Source organism: Enterobacter cloacae complex sp.6700776 (genome assembly GCF_048284255.1).
In the GTDB taxonomy this organism is placed as follows: domain Bacteria; phylum Pseudomonadota; class Gammaproteobacteria; order Enterobacterales; family Enterobacteriaceae; genus Enterobacter; species Enterobacter intestinihominis.
Window position 1 is genome coordinate 804,145 of record NZ_JBLVYK010000001.1, and the last position, 16,940, is coordinate 821,084.

A 16,940-nucleotide genomic window follows, 5' to 3' on the forward strand; every position below is an offset into this window, starting at 1 on the left:
TTGATTCAAACAGTCTAAAAGATATACTCACAAAGGGGGCCTTTATGACAACGCTTATCATCTCTACTATCGTGGCAATGGTACTGGCATTGATGATTTTAAGTCTGATCAAGATCGGGATCAGCGTATCGAACAATCCTGATGAACTGTAATGTATTCAAGTTTCCATAACCTCTTTATTTACTGGGCAGCCTATTCACCTTTCCTCGCAGGCAGCGCCACTCCAGCCCCGGGTACGTTCCACAATTAATTCCCTCTCCATTGGCGCAGCAGGAAGCTGCCCAGTCGTTCGCCCTGATATATAGGGTCAGCCATAAGAAAGTTATCCTGCAAATTTCGCAGAATTTAAGGATTCATTTTGGGGAGGAATTTGGAGGAGTTTCGGGGAAGAAAAAATCGAACAAAAAACCGGGCATCGCGCCCGGTTCTGTTTCCACACTAAAAAGCCCTTAAACACTCAATCCACGATTCTCCAGCATCGGTTCGATCCTCGGATCGTGCCCGCGCCAGTTCCGGTAAAGTTCAGCTAAATCAGTGCTGTTGCCGCGCGACAAAATCGCCTCGCGGAATTTCTGTCCGTTTTCGCGCGTCAAACCACCCTGCTCGACAAACCACTGGTAGCCATCGTCCGCCAGCATCTGCGTCCAGAGATAGGCGTAATAGCCCGCCGCGTAGCCGCCGCCGAATATATGGGCAAAATAGCTGCTGCGATAGCGCGGCGGTACGGCTGGAAGATCCAGCCCTTCTTTTTTCAACGCGGCGGCTTCAAAGGCTTCCACGTCTTCAACGGGCTCATGAATGCCGTGCCAGTTCATATCCAGCAGCGCGGCGCTCAGCAGTTCCGTCATGTCATAACCCTTATTAAACTGGGTCGCATTGAGCATTTTTTCCCGCAGCGCATCCGGCATCGGCTCGCCGGTTTGATAATGGCGGGCAAAGTGCGCAAACACCTGCGGATGGCTGGCCCAGTGTTCATTGATCTGCGACGGGAATTCAACGAAATCACGCGGCGTGTTGGTGCCTGAAAGCGTGGCATAGCGCTGGCTGGCAAACAGGCCATGCAGCGTATGGCCAAACTCGTGGAACAGGGTAATCACATCATCCCAGGAGATCAGCGCGGTCTGCCCGTTCGCTGGTTTTTGATAGTTGCAAACGTTATAAATCACCGGACGCGCGGCAAACTCGTAAGACTGCTCAACAAAATTCCCCATCCACGCCCCGCCCGCTTTGGAATCACGCGCGAAAAAGTCGCCGTAGAACAGCGCCATGCCTTCACCCGTGTGGTCGAAAATCTCCCACACGCGAACGTCCGGGTGATAAACCGGAATATCGAAACGCTCGACAAAGCGGATACCGAACAACTGCGTGGCGGTCCAGAATACGCCATCTTCCAGCACGGTATTGAGCGCGAAATAGGGTTTGATCTGCGACTCATCCAGCGCGTATTTCGCTGAACGCACGCGTTCGGCATAAAACGCCCAGTCCCAGGCCTGCACCGTAAAACCGCCCTGCTCGTCGTCAATGACCTTCTGAATATCCGCCTGCTCCAGCGCGGCTCTGCTGCGCGCCGCAGGAACTATCCCGCGCATGAATTCGAGCGCGGCATCCGGCGTTTTCGCCATTTGATCGGCAATGCTCCAGCTGGCATAGTTGTCAAAGCCGAGCAGCTGCGCCTGTCTTGCCCGCAACGCGGTAAGCCGACGGATCAGGTCGCGCGTATCGTTTTCGTCGCCTTTTTGAGTGCGTTCCCAGCCCGCGCTAAACAGCTTTTTACGGGTCTCGCGCAAAGACAGCGCCGCCAGCGCGGGCTGTTGCGTGGTATTCAGAAGCGGGATCAGCCAGCGATCCGTCAGCCCTTTTTCTGCGGCAGCATGAGCCGCGGCAGCCATCTCCTCCGCACTGAGTCCGTCAAGCTGGTGAACATCATCCACCACCAGCCCTCCCGCCTTATTCGCCGCCAGCAGGCGCTGGTTGAACTGGCTGGTCAGGGTGGCGGCTTCGGTATTCAGGGCTTTCAGCTCGGCTTTTTCATCGGCGTTCAGACGCGCGCCCGCAAGAACAAAGTGCTGATACGTCTCCTCCGTCAGCCGGCGGGATTCGGCATCCAGCGTGTCGCGATCCTGCCAGACGGCTTCCACGCGAGCGAAAAGCGTATCGTTTAGCCAGATATCGTTCGCCAGCCCGGCCAGTTCGGTGGAGAACTGCTCGTCCAGTGCCTGAAGATAATCGTTGGTGTGTGCGGACGTCATGGCGAAGAACACGCTGCTGACGCGCGACAGCATGGCCCCGCTCTTTTCCAGCGCCAGCACGGTGTTGTTGAAGTCCGGCACGGCGCTCTGCGCGATAATCGCGTCAATATCTGCACGCTTGAGGCGCATTGCTTCATCAAACGCCGGGCGATAGTGGCTGTCTTCTATCACATCAAAACGCGGAGCCTGATAAGGCAGCAGGCTAACGTCAAAGAAAGGGTTGTTGACCGACATCGTTTACTCCTGAGCACGGTATTTCTCACCAGAGTAGGCCAGCCTGCTCCGGCCTGCAATGGCGTCATACAAATGTTGCCTTAACGATGTGCCCGAGTGCGTGCTATGGTAGTACAACACAAAAAGCGTTGAGGAACAGTGAGATGATTATATTAGTTACCGGGGCGACAGCAGGTTTTGGTGAAAGCATCACGCGTCGCTTCGTCGCCAACGGACATAAGGTGATTGCAACGGGTCGTCGTCAGGAGCGTCTCCAGGAGCTGAAAGACGAGCTGGGCGACAGCATCCTGACCGCACAGCTGGACGTGCGCAACCGCGCCGCCATTGAAGAGATGATTGCCAACCTGCCTGCCGAATGGCGTGAAATCGACGTGCTGGTCAATAACGCTGGCCTGGCGCTGGGCATGGAGCCTGCCCACAAAGCCAGCGTGGAAGACTGGGAGAACATGATCGACACCAACAACAAAGGCCTGGTGTACATGACCCGCGCCGTGCTGCCGGGCATGGTTGAACGTAACCGTGGTCATATCATTAATATCGGTTCCACCGCAGGCAGCTGGCCTTACGCGGGCGGCAACGTCTATGGCGCAACCAAGGCCTTTGTACGCCAGTTTAGCCTGAACCTGCGCACCGACCTGCACGGTACCGCGATTCGCGTGACCGATGTTGAGCCGGGCCTGGTCGGTGGAACGGAATTCTCCAACGTGCGTTTCAAAGGCGATGACGCGAAAGCGGATAAAACCTATGAAAATGCGAATGCGCTGACGCCGGAAGATATCACCGAAACCGTCTGGTGGGTCGCGACGCTGCCGAAGCATGTCAACATCAACACGGTTGAGATGATGCCCGTCAGCCAGACCTATGCCGGACTCAGCGTGCATCGCGGGTAATTCACCCTTCCCGGCCTGCGGGCCGGGTATGTGATGACGGGTAAAAGAATGGTAGTATGTTCAGGTTAACTCTCTGAGAAATCACAACCCATGGCCGCTGAATCGCAACTTAATCCTACCCAGCCTGTAAATCAGCAAATTTATCGCATCTTACGCCGTGATATCGTTCGCTGCCTGATCCCACCGGGAACGCCACTCTCAGAAAAAGAGGTTTCGGTACGTTTTGACGTTTCCCGTCAGCCCGTGCGCGAGGCGTTTATTAAGCTCGCAGAAAACGGCCTTATCCAGATCCGCCCTCAGCGCGGCAGCTATGTAAATAAAATTTCGCTTTCGCAGGTACGGAATGGCTGTTTTGTTCGCCAGGCCATTGAGTGCGCCGTTGTGCGTCGCGCCGCGTCGCTCATCAACGATAACCAGTGCTACCTGCTGGAGCAAAACCTGCATCAGCAACGCATTGCCATCGACCGCAAACAGCTGAACGACTTTTTCCAGCTGGACGACGAATTTCACCAGAAACTGGCGCAGATCGCCGAGTGCCAGCTCGCGTGGGATACCGTCGAAAACATCAAAGCTACCATCGACCGCGTGCGCTACATGAGCCTCGACCATGTTTCTCCGCCAGAGATGTTGCTGCGCCAGCATCACGATATTTTCAGCGCACTGGAAAAACGCGACGTGGAAGCCGTAGATAAAGCGATGACGCTTCACCTCCAGGAAATTAGCGAGTCAGTTCAGTTAATTCGTCAGGAAAACCGCGAGTGGTTCAGCGAAGAATAAAACCTCGCCGCCCCCTTTCGGTTGCGGCGAAGTGATTAGCGGACCACTAATACCGGAATAGTGGCGTAGCGCAGGATAGTTTCAGCATTCGAGCCCAGCAGATGTGTTGTCATGCTCGGGTTTCTTGATCCAATAACAATAACGTCATATTTCCCCTCTTTGCTGAGCTGGATGATTTCATCGCGTACGTTGCCGAAACGTACTTCACAATCAATATTTTCTGGGGACATATCAAAGAGCCGTTTCAGTGCCTTCATCTTCTTATCCGACTCGGCGGTCATATACTCTTCGAACTTCTTAATATCGGCATTGAACCCCCGCAGTAACGAACGACTGCTGTTAGGGAGAATGTTGACCAGGGTGATCGTCGCGCCTTCCGATTTCGCGAGGTTGACCGCGTGGCGTACCGCTTTATCGCTTAGATCCATTTCAAACACGTCAACAGGCATCAAAATTTTCTTATACATAAGCCTGACTCCTTTTCCGATGAAGGGTTATTTTCTGCCTCCAGAATGGCATTGTGGATATAAACAAAGCCTAAACACTTGCGTCTGGAAACTATCAATTAAGGAAAATAACTGTCCGCTTTGTAAAGCGGTGTCCTGAACCGTCAACGCCATCAGGAAATAAGAAAAAAGTGTGAGCTTGATCAAAAGCAAATAATTTCGTTTAAGAGAGGCGTATTAATAGTGCCCCGTGAACGGCAGCCGTTGAATTAGCGCCGTAACGGATAAGTGCGAGAGGAGAAAATACCATGATGACATACGACCGTAACCGAAATGCAATCACCACTGGCAGCCGCGTCATGATTAGCGGCACAGGTCAGTTCGGCGTGATTAAAGCGATCCACAGCGACGGCCTTAATGCCGAGCAGGTGCGTCGTGGTAAAACGGTTGAAGTGGAAGGATGCGAAGGTAAGTTCGAACCGATTGAGCTGATTCGCCTGGGGATGCACTAAGCTGTGCCCCGACATGCCGCCGCGAACGGCGGCATGTCAAAGCGTTAAAGCCGGACTGCGTACTCAGCAACCGTGGCCTTCGCGCCTTTTTGCAGCAACGTTTGATAGGCCTGCATGACGGCAGCCACGAATACCGTGTCCTTCGGCAGCTCGTTACCGAAAATAGCCTCAATGCCCAACAGCGCGCTAACGCGGCTTTCACCTTCAGCGCTACCGTTTACCGCCGCCTGAATCACCGCCAGCTGCGGATCGCTCACCTCAATCACGTTACCCTGCTCATCCACACCGCCGACATAACGCATCCAGCCCGCCACGCCGAGGGCCAGCAGCGGGAAAGGTTTCTGGTGGACAAGGTGCCAGCGCACGGAATCGAGCATGCGCTGCGGCAATTTCTGGCTACCGTCCATGGCGATTTGCCAGGTGCGGTGACGCAGGGCCGGATTGCTGTAACGCGCAATCAACTGGTCGGCATAACGACCCAAATCCACGCCCCGCACTTTCAACGTCGGCGCCTGCTCTATCAGCATCAGCGCATGCGCGGCTGCGCGATAATGTTCATCTTCCATGCAGTCGTTAATGTGCTGATAACCGGCCAGATAGCCGAGATAGGCCAGGAACGAGTGGCTGCCGTTAAGCATTCGCAGCTTCATCTCTTCAAACGGAATGACATCAGAAACCAGCTCCGCACCGGCCTTTTCCCACTGGGGGCGTCCGGCAACAAAATTATCTTCCACCACCCACTGGCGGAACGGCTCGCAGGCGACACCTGCCGGATCGCGTACGCCAGTCAGCTGTTCGATTTTATCCAGCGTTTCAGCCGTGACGGCGGGCACAATGCGGTCCACCATCGTTGACGGGAAGGTGACGTTCGCTTCGATCCAGTCCGCCAGTTCGCCGTCTACGGCGCGCGCGTAGGCACAGGTCACATTGCGCATCACGTGGCCGTTCTCCGGCATGTTATCGCATGACATCACGCTGAATGCCGGTAGCCCCGCCGCCTTGCGACGCGCCAGCGCCTCAACCACCACGCCCGGCGCAGATTTAGGCTGATTCGGGTTTTGCAGGTCTGCAACGATTAACGGATGATCGAACATCAGTTGTCCGGTTGCCGGGGAGTGGCAATATCCTTTCTCGGTGATGGTGAGGGAAACAATGGCGACCTGCGGCTCGCACAGCGCCGCCAGCACGGTTTCCAGCCCGTCGATCTGCGCATGCAGCGCGTTTTTGACGACGCCGACCACGCGCGCCGTCCACGCATCGGCAGACATCTCTGCCACGGTATAAAGGTTATCCTGTGCCTTCAGATCGGCTATCTGCTGTTCGCCGCCAATCAGGTTAACTTCGCAGTAACCCCAGTCGCTGCCCTGTTCTGCGGCGAGTATATCGGTGTACACCGCCTGGTGCGCACGGTGAAACGCGCCAAACCCTAAATGAACAATGCGTGCCTTGAGGCTGTCGCGATCGTATTGAGGATGCGTTGCCTTCGCCTGTAATAACCGGTTTTCCATGATTGAGACTCGTTAATTAATGAAAGCTGTGATCCACTGCCGCTTCCTTTTAAGAGCGGCAGCGCCTGCTGACTACACCAACTAGAATGGCAGTCGGAGTCAAAAAACGCTGCCATTAACCATACTGATACATCGTTTTCAGATCTTGATTTACATTAACTTTTCGCCATGTGGTGTGACATCAGTAAAAAGTTGTGTGACAGGTAACGCAAGATGTAAACCACTAGCGGCGTGAAGAGAGCGCGCCGTACGCTACCGAGTCCTTATGAGGAGCCTCCGCAGCATCTTCGGCTTCACTCAAATCGCGGTCGCGCACTTCCGGCATCAGCAACGCGGAGACCAGCCCAATCAGCGAGTACGCCACCAGCATCACCACAATCGGCCACCAGGACCCGGTCATGTTGCAGAAGATCCCCGCCAGCACCGGACCAAAGCCTACGGCTACCAGCCCGCCCGCCTCTTTCGAAATGGCCATGCGGGTAAAGCGGTTCCGCGAACCAAACATCTCTGCCATGGTGATATTTTCCAGCGCGAACAGCCCGAGCACCGCAAAGTTATGAATAACGATGATAGAGAGCATAATCACGCCCGGCGCGTAACTCTTATCGACGATAATCGACAGCATCGGGTAAGCCAGAATAATGGCTGAAATGTTAAGGAGGATATACGGCAGACGGCGCCCCACTTTATCGGACAGCCAGCCCAGCAGCGGGATGGAGAGGAAGCCGAGAATCGAACTGATCATCAGCGCATCGGTTGGGATCGCCTTATCAAACAACAGCGTCTGCACCAGATATCCGGCAAGGAAAGTCTGAATCAAACCTGAGTTGCCGGCCTGACCAAAGCGCAGCCCCGTCGCCAGCCAGAACGATTTGCTCTTAAACATCGCACCTAATGAGGTATCCGGCGCAGCAACCGGCGCAACGGTTTCGGCGTCGTTAACCTTCTCAAACACCGGGCTCTCTTTAAGGTTCATACGCAGCCAGATGGCGAAGATCATCACCACCACGCTGGCGAGGAACGGCACGCGCCAGCCCCAGGCAATAAGTTCTTCACGATCGAGGGCAAAGAACATCACGGCCCAGATCGCCGTGGCGCTCAGCGTCCCGCAGTTGGTTCCCATGGCCACCAGCGAGGAGATGATGCCGCGTTTACCCTTCGGCGCGTACTCCGCCAGCATGGTACCTGCGCCGGAGATTTCTGCCCCCGCGCCCAGCCCCTGAATAATGCGCAGCGTCACCAGCAGCACCGGTGCGAAAATCCCGATCTGCGCGTAGGTTGGCAGGACGCCGATTAAGGTGGTGCAGATCCCCATCATGGTGATGGTGATAAACAGCACCTTTTTGCGGCCAATTCTGTCGCCCATTCTGCCGAAGATAAATGCCCCGACGATACGCGCGATGTAGCCTGCCCCATAGGTCCCCATCGCCAGGATCAGCGCCATGGCCGCGGATTGTTCAGGGAAGAAAATTTCATGGAATACCAGCGCGGCGCCAAGGGAGTAAAGCTGAAAATCCATAAACTCCAGGGCGGTGCCCAGCCAGCCGGATACGGCGGCTTTCACCAGGTCTGACGTACTTCTTTGAGGTTGTGCTTGAGTCATAATGGCTATCTCTGCAAGGTAAGATGCGTACCACTGAGAGCCTGTCTTCGCAGGCTCTTAACCGCGTGAATTATTATTGGTCGAACGTGAGCAAGACTTTGCAGCACTGCCGCTGGTCTTTTTCAAACAGTTCGATGGCGTCTGTAACGTGGTGATAGTCAAATGTATGGGTGACCAGTTTTTCAGGGTCGATCAGCCCTTTTTCCAGCCAGTCAATGACCACCGGAAATTTGTTGGCATTCAGGCGCGAAGAGAAGATCGACAGCTCTTTGCCGGTGATCCCCTGTTGCACGATCTGGCTCGGGTCGCTGGAGAAGCCCATCAGCACGATGCGCGCCGCCGGAGACGCCAGCGTAATCGCTTCCTGCAAAATGGATGGATGACAGGCAGCATCGATGATTAACGTCGGCTTGATGCCTTTTTCATCCAGCGCGGCCTGTAATGAGTGCTCGCTGTTGTTGAAGACCCAGTCTGCGCCGCTGCGTTGCGCCATCCCCAGCCGCTCATCAATCCGATCCACCACGATGACCTGCTTCACCTTGTAAACGCCCTTTAGCGCCTGCACGGTGACCAGCCCCATCGGGCCTGCGCCGTAGATCAGCGCCACGTCCTGTTCGGTGGGTTTCGCCTGCCCCGTCACGTTGGCGGCAATGGTGAAGGGCTCAACCATCACCGCGTGTTTGTCAGGGATCGCATCCGGAATGTGCCAGGCATTTTTCGCCGGCACGACGGCGTATTCGCTGAAGCCGCCGTCACGGTGGACGCCCAGCACCACCAGCGAGGTACAAACGTTCGGTTTTCCGACGGAACACGGGTAGCAGTGCCCGCAGCTGATCACCGGATCCACAGACACGCGCTGGCCCAGTCGGGTGCTCTCCACACCTTCGCCAACCGCGTCTATTTCGCCAAAGAACTCGTGACCGATTACCCGCGGGTATTTCGCAAACGGGTTATGCCCGCGATAGATATGGCTGTCTGAACCGCAGATACCGGCGAGTTTAATTCTGACGCGGACGTCGCCTGCGCCCGGCAACGGGAGAGGACGCTCCTCAATCACCAGCATATTCGGCTGTTGGATCACTACGCTTTTCATCATTCGCTCCTCGTTTACCAGTTCCAGAGGGTGCCGTCTTCCAGACGGGCCACCGGCAGACAGGCCGGTTCGTACGGGTATTTCGCTGCCAGCTTCTCATCAAACTCAATGCCCAGCCCTGGCTTGTCGCCCGGGTGCATATAGCCGTTATCGAAGCGCCAGCTGTGCGGGAACACTTCCAGCATCTGCTCTGAATACCCCATATATTCCTGCACGCCAAAGTTCGGTACCCACAGGTCAAAATGCAGTGCCGCGGCGTGGCAAATCGGCGACAGATCCGACGGGCCGTGTGAGCCGGTGCGCACCTGGTAGAGTGAGGCAAAGTCAGCAATGCGACGCATCCCGGTAATGCCGCCCGCATGGGTTATGGTGGCGCGAATATAGTCAATGAGCTGCTCTTCAATCAGCTGCTTGCAGTCCCAGATGCTGTTGAACACTTCCCCCACCGCAATGGGCGTGACGGTGTGCTGGCGGATCAGGCGGAAACACTCCTGGTTTTCAGCGGGAGTCGGATCTTCCATCCAGAACAGGCGGTACTCTTCAATGCTTTTGCCGAATCGCGCCGCTTCGATGGGCGTCAGACGGTGGTGCATGTCGTGAAGGAGATGTTCGTTGAAGCCGAACTGACTGCGCACTGCGTCGAACAGTTTCGGCGTAAAGTCGAGGTATTTCTCGGTGGACCAAAGCTGCTCGTCCGGCCAGTCGCCCTTGGTTGCAGGCTCATACGCCAGCCCTTTTCCTTTAGACATACCATAGGTGGTTTTCATCCCCGGCACACCGCACTGCACGCGAATAGCCTTGAAGCCCATCTCTTTATGACGGGCATAATCTTCCAGTACGTCGTCAATGGTGTGCCCGGTGGTATGACAATAAACCATCACCCCTTCCCGGGAGGCTCCGCCCAGAAGTTGATAGAGCGGCATGTTCGCGGCTTTCGCTTTGATGTCCCACAGCGCCATATCCACGGCAGAAATCGCTGACATGGTGACCGGGCCACGACGCCAGTACGCGCCTTTATAGAAGAACTGCCAGATATCTTCGATGCGGTGCGCATCGCGGCCAATCAGCTGAGGGCACAGGTGATCTTTCAGGTAGGAGGCAACGGAAAGTTCACGTCCGTTAAGCGTGGCATCACCCAGGCCGACAATGCCCTCATCGGTGGTGATTTTAAGGGTGACAAAGTTACGCCCCGGGCAGGTGACAAATACTTCAGCCCCGACAATCTTCATAATCCATTTCCTTACATCGCTCGTTGTGATGCAGGAAATTTACGCAACTACACTACTACCATACAAGTATAACGATCGAAAAATCAGCGGGCGATCACACTATGAGGACGACTATGCGCGTCCCCAGCCGGCCACGATGATCAACATGCCGCACAGGGCAACCAGCGCGCCTGCCCAGTCATACAGGCTTAGCCTGATGCCATCGACAAAGCGCAGCCACAGCAGCGCAGTACAGACGTACACCCCTCCGTAGGCCGCATAAACCCGCCCGCTAGCGGCCGGATGCAGGGTGAGCAGCCAGACGAAAAGGACCAGGGACACACCCGCCGGGATCAGCAGCAGCGCGGAAGCGCCCCGCTTTAGCCAGAGCCACGGCAAAAAGCATCCGATGATTTCACACAGCGCGGTCGCGAAAAAAAGCAGCGTCGTTTTGAACATTTTTCTCGTTTCGTGAGGATTGATTTAAACATCATACGCGATAATGCTCTCATCGTTCCCATACCTGCCGCGCGGGTATGACACCCTTTCGGATTGGTGTAGAATCCAACGGGGTAATCCGATTGTCTGCACCCGTTTAAAGGAAACGCTATGACTACATTAAGCAAACGCCTTTGTCTGACAGCCGCACTGGCGCTGTCCTCGTTCGCCTTTGCCGCAACGGCATCAGCCGAAACCAGCAAACTCATCATTGAGTCTGGTGACAGCGCGCAAAGCCGTCAGAACGCCGCCATGGACAAAGAACAATGGAATGACACCCGCAGCCTGCGTCAGAAAGTGAATAAGCGCGTGGAAAAAGAGTGGGATAAAGAAGACGTCGCGTTTGATGCCCGCGACAAATGCCAGCAAAGTGCCAACGTCAACGCTTACTGGGAGCCTAACACCCTGCGCTGTCTGGATCGTCGCACTGGCCGCACGGTAGCACCGTAATGTCGATGCCGTGTGACGTAAAGCTCCGTCCGCTGGAGCGCGAAGATTTACGCTTTGTCCACCAGCTCGACAACAATGCCAGCGTGATGCGCTACTGGTTTGAAGAGCCTTACGAGGCCTTCGTCGAGCTGTCCGATCTCTACGATAAGCATATCCACGATCAGAGTGAACGCCGGTTTGTAGTGGAGTGCGAAGGTGAGAAAGCCGGGCTGGTTGAGCTGGTTGAGATCAACCATGTCCACCGTCGGGCGGAATTTCAGATCATTATTTCACCGGAGCACCAGGGGAAAGGTCTTGCGTCGCGGGCGGCAAAGCTGGCGATGGATTATGGGTTTAACGTCCTGAATCTCTACAAGCTTTACCTTATCGTCGACAAAGAGAACGAAAAAGCGATTCATATCTACCGTAAGCTCGGCTTTATGGTGGAAGGTGAACTGATCCATGAGTTCTTTATTAATGGCGAATACCGTAACACCATCCGCATGTGCATTTTCCAGCATCAGCATCTGGCCGGGCATAAATCCTCCTCCGCCAACCTGCTTAAACCCACCGCGCAGTAACCTGCGCGGTTTTATTCTTAATAATATTCAATGCTGTTTTTGATGGTGTACTTGCGCTCAATGGCAGGTTTAACGCTGTCATCGACGATAACCAGCTCACAGCTCACCGGGTTGTTGTGGCGATCGTAATCGCAACTCTGCTTTACATTGCCCATCGGTTTATCGTTCAACAGGCTTACCGCCGTATAATCCATGCGCTTACGCAGATCTTTCGACGGCATCGATTTGACCGATAAACGCTGGTCGCCGGAGACCGTGGTTTTACCCAGCGGGTAGCCGTCGGTATCATACTGGTACTTCACTTCCATCTCTTTGCTGTGCGCGGCAACCACAAACCCGTTATCGTCGGTGTCCCATGTCAGGCCGGCAGACGGCAGTTCCGCCAGCTGACATTTTCCCTGCAACTTCACCTTCTGCTGCTGGGTTTCCGCATCGACATAGTAGTTAGCATCCAGCACCAGCGCAACGCCCGTGTTAGCCTCCAGATCGTGCAGTTCAAGGGTATCGAAACACCCCTCCGACGACATCGTTCCAGTCACGCGTTTAGAGACTTCACCCTTATCGTTCAACAGCGTCTGGGTAAAATCTTTCACCGGCCCGCGCAGAGGGTCAAAGTCAAACTCGTTCGAAAAGCTCGCCATCTCCGGCGTAAATGACAGCGGCGCGGTGTTGTTGTCACATCCCACCAGTACCGTTGCCAGTAGCGTTATCGCTGCGTATTTATTCACATCATTTACCGTTCAGAGAGAGATACAATCATATTAGCAAATACAGCAACTTACATAACAGCTCTTCATTTGACTCTTTACGCTGTATAAATCCGTCGTTTGCATTGACGAGACCTGCCAAAGTGGCTACTTTGGGCGCGGAAGATTCCACATTATTATAAAATTAGATTCTTAACTTTTCGGGTTAACATCATGATTTACGACTGTTTTTTGTACTATGACGAAGATATGTTGCTCGACATCAGATTACATACGCTCGCTGATGTCGTTGACCGTTTTGTCATTGTAGAAGCAACACACTCTTTTACGGGCATACCGCGAGAATTACATTTCGATATTACGAAGTTTGCCAAATTCAGAGACAAAATTATTTACGTGCCTTTTGACGCGCAGCCTATTTTAAACAGTGCTGACAATAACCAGGTTGATGCCTGGGCAAATGAAGCAGCGCTTCGCAACTCCATTATGAATGGGTTAAAAGACGCGGCAGACGACGATCTGATTCTGGTGTCAGACGTTGATGAAATTTTCTCTCCCGAGACGGTCAGGGCCATTAATCCACGCGCGCTCTGCACGACTATTCATCAAAACGTGTTCAACTATCAGTTTAATCTTCAGGTTCACAACATGGATGGTACGCCGAGAAAATGTACCTTGCCCCGCGCGACGTCCTATTACAACCTTAAGCATTTCTTCCACGGTGAGCCTGAATCTTTCAGAAACTGGAAGCGGGCACGCAAAGATAAAAACTGGTCATGGTTTAAATGGAACTGGCTAAAAATCAATAATAAGGTTGTGAAAGATGGCGGCTGGCATTTCTCCTGGGTAATGACCCCAGAAAGAATTTCCGAAAAAATGTCTACCATTTCTCATACCGAATACGATCTGCCGGAATTTAATAACCCGGAACATATTATGAAGGTTATCACCAACGCCGAAGATATCTGGGGACGAGACCGAAAACTGGTCAGGCAAGAGGTATCAAAACGCACCCTGCCTTCTTATCTGGTAGACAATCAGCACCATTATTCGCAATTTATTTTATGACGCAGGCGGGGCTCCAGGACAATTCAGAAAGAGAGACACAAAAACAAAAGCTTACCCTAACCCTGCTATGCTTACAGTCTACACAGTGAAAAGGAGCTACAGATGAAACGGTTACCCTGGATTACCGCCCTGCTGTTAATGAGTGCTTCACCTGCTATTCTTGCGGCCCCGGACTCCTGCGAGCGCGTGAAAAGCGACATTCAGCAGAAGATTATCAACAACGGCGTACCGGAGTCTGGCTTTACCCTGAACATCGTGCCGAACGATCAGGCCGACCAGCCGGATGCGCAGGTCGTTGGGCATTGTGCCAACGATACTTTCAAAATTTTGTACACCCGCACCAGTAGCGGCAACTACCCGGTGAGCGGCGCAGGTACGCAAGAGAATGCGCCCGCTGAGCCGCAATGATTTTCCCACTCAATTCCCCTGATTTGACGAGGATTAATATTTAATACCTCTAAATAAGTAACACTCCCCCCATCATTAGCCCGGTTGTAGTCACGGGTGAAAATAATTATTAACAATGATGGGGTGAGTTATGTCCGAAGTTGAACATCACGGCGGTATAAGCCGTCGAACTCTGGTTAAATCTACTGCCATAGGATCTCTGGCGCTTGCCGCCGGTGGGATCGCATTACCTTTTGGTCTGAAAAGCGCCGCCGCCGCTGTGCAGACAGCTATTCAGCCCGCAGAAGACAAAGTCGTCTGGGGCGCCTGCTCGGTGAACTGCGGTAGCCGCTGCGCCCTGCGGATGCACGTTCGCGATGACGAAGTCTACTTGGTTGAAACGGATAATACCGGCGAGGATATTTACGGCAACCATCAGGTTCGCGCCTGTCTGCGAGGCCGTTCAATTCGCCGTCGCATTAATCACCCAGACCGTCTGAACTATCCGATGAAACGCGTGGGCAAACGCGGAGAAGGCAAGTTTGAGCGTATCACCTGGGAAGAAGCGCTGGACACCATCGCCGCGAGCCTGAAAAGCGTGGTCGAAAAATACGGCAACGAAGCGGTCTACATTAACTACTCCTCCGGAATTGTCGGCGGCAATATCACCCGCTCCTCCCCTTACGCCTCGCTGGTGGCACGCCTGATGAACTGCTACGGCGGCTTCCTCAGCCACTACGGCACCTACAGCACCGCGCAGATCGCCTGCGCAATGCCCTACACCTACGGCAGCAACGACGGCAACAGTACATCAGATATCGAAAACACCAAACTGGTGGTGATGTTCGGCAATAATCCGGCAGAAACGCGCATGAGCGGCGGCGGGATCACTTACTACCTTGAACAGGCACGTGAACGGTCTAACGCACAGATGATCGTTATCGATCCGCGCTACACCGACACCGCCGCAGGCCGCGAAGACGAGTGGATCCCGATTCGTCCGGGCACCGATGCCGCACTGGTGGCAGGTATTGCGTGGGTGCTGATTAATGAAAACCTCGTCGATCAGCCCTTCCTCGATAAATACTGCGTAGGTTATGACGAAAAAACCCTGCCGGAAGGCGCACCTGTTAACGGTCATTACAAAGCCTATATTCTCGGCCAGGGTGATGACAAAACCGCGAAAACCCCGGAATGGGCGTCGCGTATTACAGGCATTCCTGCCGATCGCATTATTAAGCTGGCCCGTGAAATCGGTTCGGCAAAACCGGCCTACATTTGCCAGGGTTGGGGCCCGCAGCGTCAGGCCAACGGCGAGCAGACATCCCGCGCCATCGCCATGCTGCCGATCCTGACCGGCAACGTCGGCATTAACGGCGGCAACAGCGGCGCGCGCGAATCGACCTACACCATCACCATCGAACGTATGCCGCTGCCGGAAAATCCTGTGAAAACGCAAATCTCCTGCTTCAGCTGGACGGATGCCATCGTGCGTGGACCGGAGATGACCGCCCTGCGCGACGGCGTACGCGGTAAGGATAAGCTGGATGTGCCGATCAAGTTCATCTGGAACTATGCGGGTAATACCATCATCAACCAGCACTCTGATATCAACAAAACTCACGACATTTTGCAGGATGAGAGTAAGTGCGAAACGATCGTCGTTATCGACAACTTCATGACCTCGTCCGCGAAGTATGCCGATATTGTCCTGCCGGACCTGATGACCGTTGAGCAGGAAGATATCATCCCCAACGATTACGCCGGCAACATGGGATACCTGATTTTCCTCCAGCCGGTAACCGCCCCGAAGTTTGAGCGCAAACCCATCTACTGGATCATGAGCGAAGTAGCGAAACGTCTCGGACCGGATGTCTATCAGAAATTCACCGAAGGCCGTACGCAGGAGCAGTGGCTGCGCTACCTTTATGCCAAAATGGTTGCCAAAGATCCGCTGCTGCCGTCCTACGACGCGCTGAAAAAAATGGGTATTTATAAGCGCAAAGATCCAAATGGACATTTTGTGGCCTATAAAAAATTCCGTGACGATCCGGATGCCAATCCGCTGAAAACCCCGTCGGGGAAAATCGAGATCTACTCCAGCAAGCTGGCGGATATTGCGGCAACCTGGGAACTGCAAAAAGACGAAACCATCACCCCGCTACCGGTCTATACCTCAACCTTTGAAGGCTGGGACGCGCCCGAGCGCAGCAAATTCCCGCTGCAACTGTTCGGTTTCCACTTTAAAGCCCGTACCCACTCCAGCTACGGCAACGTGGATGTGCTCCAGGCCGCCTGTCGCCAGGAGGTGTGGCTTAACCCTGTAGACGCCGAGAAGCGCGGCATTAAAAACGGTGACACGGTGCGCGTGTTTAACGATCGCGGCGAAGTGCGCATTGCCGCCAAAGTCACCCCGCGCATTATGCCTGGTGTGAGCGCGATGGGCCAGGGCGCCTGGCATGACGCCAACATGAACGGCGATCGTGTCGATCACGGCTCCTGCATCAATACCCTGACCACACACCGCCCGTCACCGCTGGCGAAAGGCAATCCGCAGCACACGAACCTGGTGCAGATCGAGAAGGCATAAGGATTAACCGATGACAACCCAGTATGGATTTTTTATTGATTCCAGCCGCTGCACCGGGTGTAAAACCTGCGAGCTGGCCTGCAAGGATTATAAAGACCTGACCCCGGACGTCAGCTTCCGTCGTATTTATGAATACGCGGGCGGCGACTGGCAGGAGGAT

18 protein-coding genes are annotated in these 16,940 nt (G+C 54.3%); 10 read left to right on the forward strand and 8 right to left on the reverse strand.

Annotated features, from left to right (window positions below; translation table 11 throughout):
- Positions 1-44 precede the first annotated feature (44 nt).
- Entirely contained in the window at positions 45-152 is a 108-nt protein-coding gene (locus tag ACNQ0T_RS03910) for a YnaM/YnfT family protein (RefSeq protein ID WP_022647993.1), read from the forward strand.
- Positions 153-449: 297 nt separating this feature from the next.
- Here the strand turns inward: ACNQ0T_RS03910 and dcp are convergent, their stop codons facing one another.
- Positions 450-2,483, reverse strand: a complete 2,034-nt coding sequence (dcp, locus tag ACNQ0T_RS03915; RefSeq protein WP_320678818.1) for a peptidyl-dipeptidase Dcp — start codon at positions 2,481-2,483, stop codon at positions 450-452.
- A 143-nt stretch (positions 2,484-2,626) separates the two neighbouring features.
- Here dcp and ydfG point away from each other — a divergent pair, with 143 nt between their 5' ends.
- Together ydfG and ACNQ0T_RS03925 are read left to right on the forward strand one after the other, a co-directional pair.
- On the forward strand, positions 2,627-3,373 hold the full coding sequence (gene ydfG, locus ACNQ0T_RS03920) for a bifunctional NADP-dependent 3-hydroxy acid dehydrogenase/3-hydroxypropionate dehydrogenase YdfG (RefSeq protein ID WP_022647991.1): 747 nt from the start codon (positions 2,627-2,629) through the stop codon (positions 3,371-3,373).
- A gap of 90 nt (positions 3,374-3,463) precedes the next feature.
- Positions 3,464-4,150 (forward strand): GntR family transcriptional regulator, encoded by a 687-nt coding sequence (locus ACNQ0T_RS03925; RefSeq protein ID WP_003857403.1) that lies wholly within the window; start codon positions 3,464-3,466, stop codon positions 4,148-4,150.
- A 35-nt stretch (positions 4,151-4,185) separates the two neighbouring features.
- Here the strand turns inward: ACNQ0T_RS03925 and ACNQ0T_RS03930 are convergent, their stop codons facing one another.
- Positions 4,186-4,617: a universal stress protein gene (locus ACNQ0T_RS03930; protein ID WP_023300013.1), complete on the reverse strand. Its 432-nt coding sequence runs from the start codon at positions 4,615-4,617 to the stop codon at positions 4,186-4,188.
- Between the two features lie 287 nt (positions 4,618-4,904).
- Here ACNQ0T_RS03930 and ydfZ point away from each other — a divergent pair, with 287 nt between their 5' ends.
- Positions 4,905-5,108 carry a putative selenium delivery protein YdfZ gene (gene ydfZ / locus ACNQ0T_RS03935; protein ID WP_003857405.1) on the forward strand — a complete coding sequence of 68 codons (204 nt, stop codon included), beginning with the start codon at positions 4,905-4,907 and terminating at the stop codon, positions 5,106-5,108.
- A gap of 44 nt (positions 5,109-5,152) precedes the next feature.
- Here the strand turns inward: ydfZ and ACNQ0T_RS03940 are convergent, their stop codons facing one another.
- The 5 genes from ACNQ0T_RS03940 to ACNQ0T_RS03960 form a co-directional block, all read right to left on the reverse strand.
- Entirely contained in the window at positions 5,153-6,616 is a 1,464-nt protein-coding gene (locus ACNQ0T_RS03940) for a mannitol dehydrogenase family protein (RefSeq protein WP_417929617.1), read from the reverse strand.
- Positions 6,617-6,839: 223 nt separating this feature from the next.
- Entirely contained in the window at positions 6,840-8,219 is a 1,380-nt protein-coding gene (locus tag ACNQ0T_RS03945; protein WP_417929618.1) for an MFS transporter, read from the reverse strand.
- A 73-nt stretch (positions 8,220-8,292) separates the two neighbouring features.
- On the reverse strand, positions 8,293-9,312 hold the full coding sequence (locus ACNQ0T_RS03950) for a Zn-dependent oxidoreductase (protein WP_045309024.1): 1,020 nt from the start codon (positions 9,310-9,312) through the stop codon (positions 8,293-8,295).
- Between the two features lie 14 nt (positions 9,313-9,326).
- On the reverse strand, positions 9,327-10,541 hold the full coding sequence (manD, locus tag ACNQ0T_RS03955; RefSeq protein WP_023300009.1) for a D-mannonate dehydratase ManD: 1,215 nt from the start codon (positions 10,539-10,541) through the stop codon (positions 9,327-9,329).
- Positions 10,542-10,652: 111 nt separating this feature from the next.
- Positions 10,653-10,979 (reverse strand): YnfA family protein, encoded by a 327-nt coding sequence (locus ACNQ0T_RS03960; RefSeq protein WP_023300008.1) that lies wholly within the window; start codon positions 10,977-10,979, stop codon positions 10,653-10,655.
- 150 nt (positions 10,980-11,129) lie between these two features.
- Between ACNQ0T_RS03960 and ACNQ0T_RS03965 the strand changes: the two genes are divergently transcribed.
- Both ACNQ0T_RS03965 and speG read left to right on the forward strand, forming a co-directional pair.
- Positions 11,130-11,468, forward strand: coding sequence for a DUF1283 family protein (locus ACNQ0T_RS03965; protein ID WP_023300007.1), 339 nt, complete (start codon positions 11,130-11,132; stop codon positions 11,466-11,468).
- Positions 11,468-12,028: a spermidine N1-acetyltransferase gene (gene speG / locus ACNQ0T_RS03970; protein ID WP_023300006.1), complete on the forward strand. Its 561-nt coding sequence runs from the start codon at positions 11,468-11,470 to the stop codon at positions 12,026-12,028. Before ACNQ0T_RS03965 ends, speG begins: the two co-directional genes overlap by 1 nt.
- 17 nt (positions 12,029-12,045) lie before the next feature.
- Here speG and ACNQ0T_RS03975 read toward each other — a convergent pair whose 3' ends face one another.
- Positions 12,046-12,756: a YnfC family lipoprotein gene (locus ACNQ0T_RS03975; protein ID WP_032622202.1), complete on the reverse strand. Its 711-nt coding sequence runs from the start codon at positions 12,754-12,756 to the stop codon at positions 12,046-12,048.
- A gap of 192 nt (positions 12,757-12,948) precedes the next feature.
- Here ACNQ0T_RS03975 and ACNQ0T_RS03980 point away from each other — a divergent pair, with 192 nt between their 5' ends.
- The 4 genes from ACNQ0T_RS03980 to ACNQ0T_RS03995 all read left to right on the forward strand — a co-directional run.
- Entirely contained in the window at positions 12,949-13,803 is an 855-nt protein-coding gene (locus ACNQ0T_RS03980; RefSeq protein WP_023306114.1) for a beta-1,4-mannosyl-glycoprotein beta-1,4-N-acetylglucosaminyltransferase, read from the forward strand.
- 102 nt (positions 13,804-13,905) lie between these two features.
- Positions 13,906-14,211, forward strand: a complete 306-nt coding sequence (locus ACNQ0T_RS03985) for a DUF1161 domain-containing protein (RefSeq protein WP_006808860.1) — start codon at positions 13,906-13,908, stop codon at positions 14,209-14,211.
- A 130-nt stretch (positions 14,212-14,341) separates the two neighbouring features.
- On the forward strand, positions 14,342-16,780 hold the full coding sequence (gene ynfE, locus ACNQ0T_RS03990) for a selenate/tellurate reductase subunit YnfE (protein WP_417929621.1): 2,439 nt from the start codon (positions 14,342-14,344) through the stop codon (positions 16,778-16,780).
- Positions 16,781-16,790: 10 nt separating this feature from the next.
- Positions 16,791-16,940 (forward strand): 4Fe-4S binding protein (locus ACNQ0T_RS03995; RefSeq protein ID WP_031612572.1); only part of this gene is annotated, 150 nt, incomplete at its 3' end.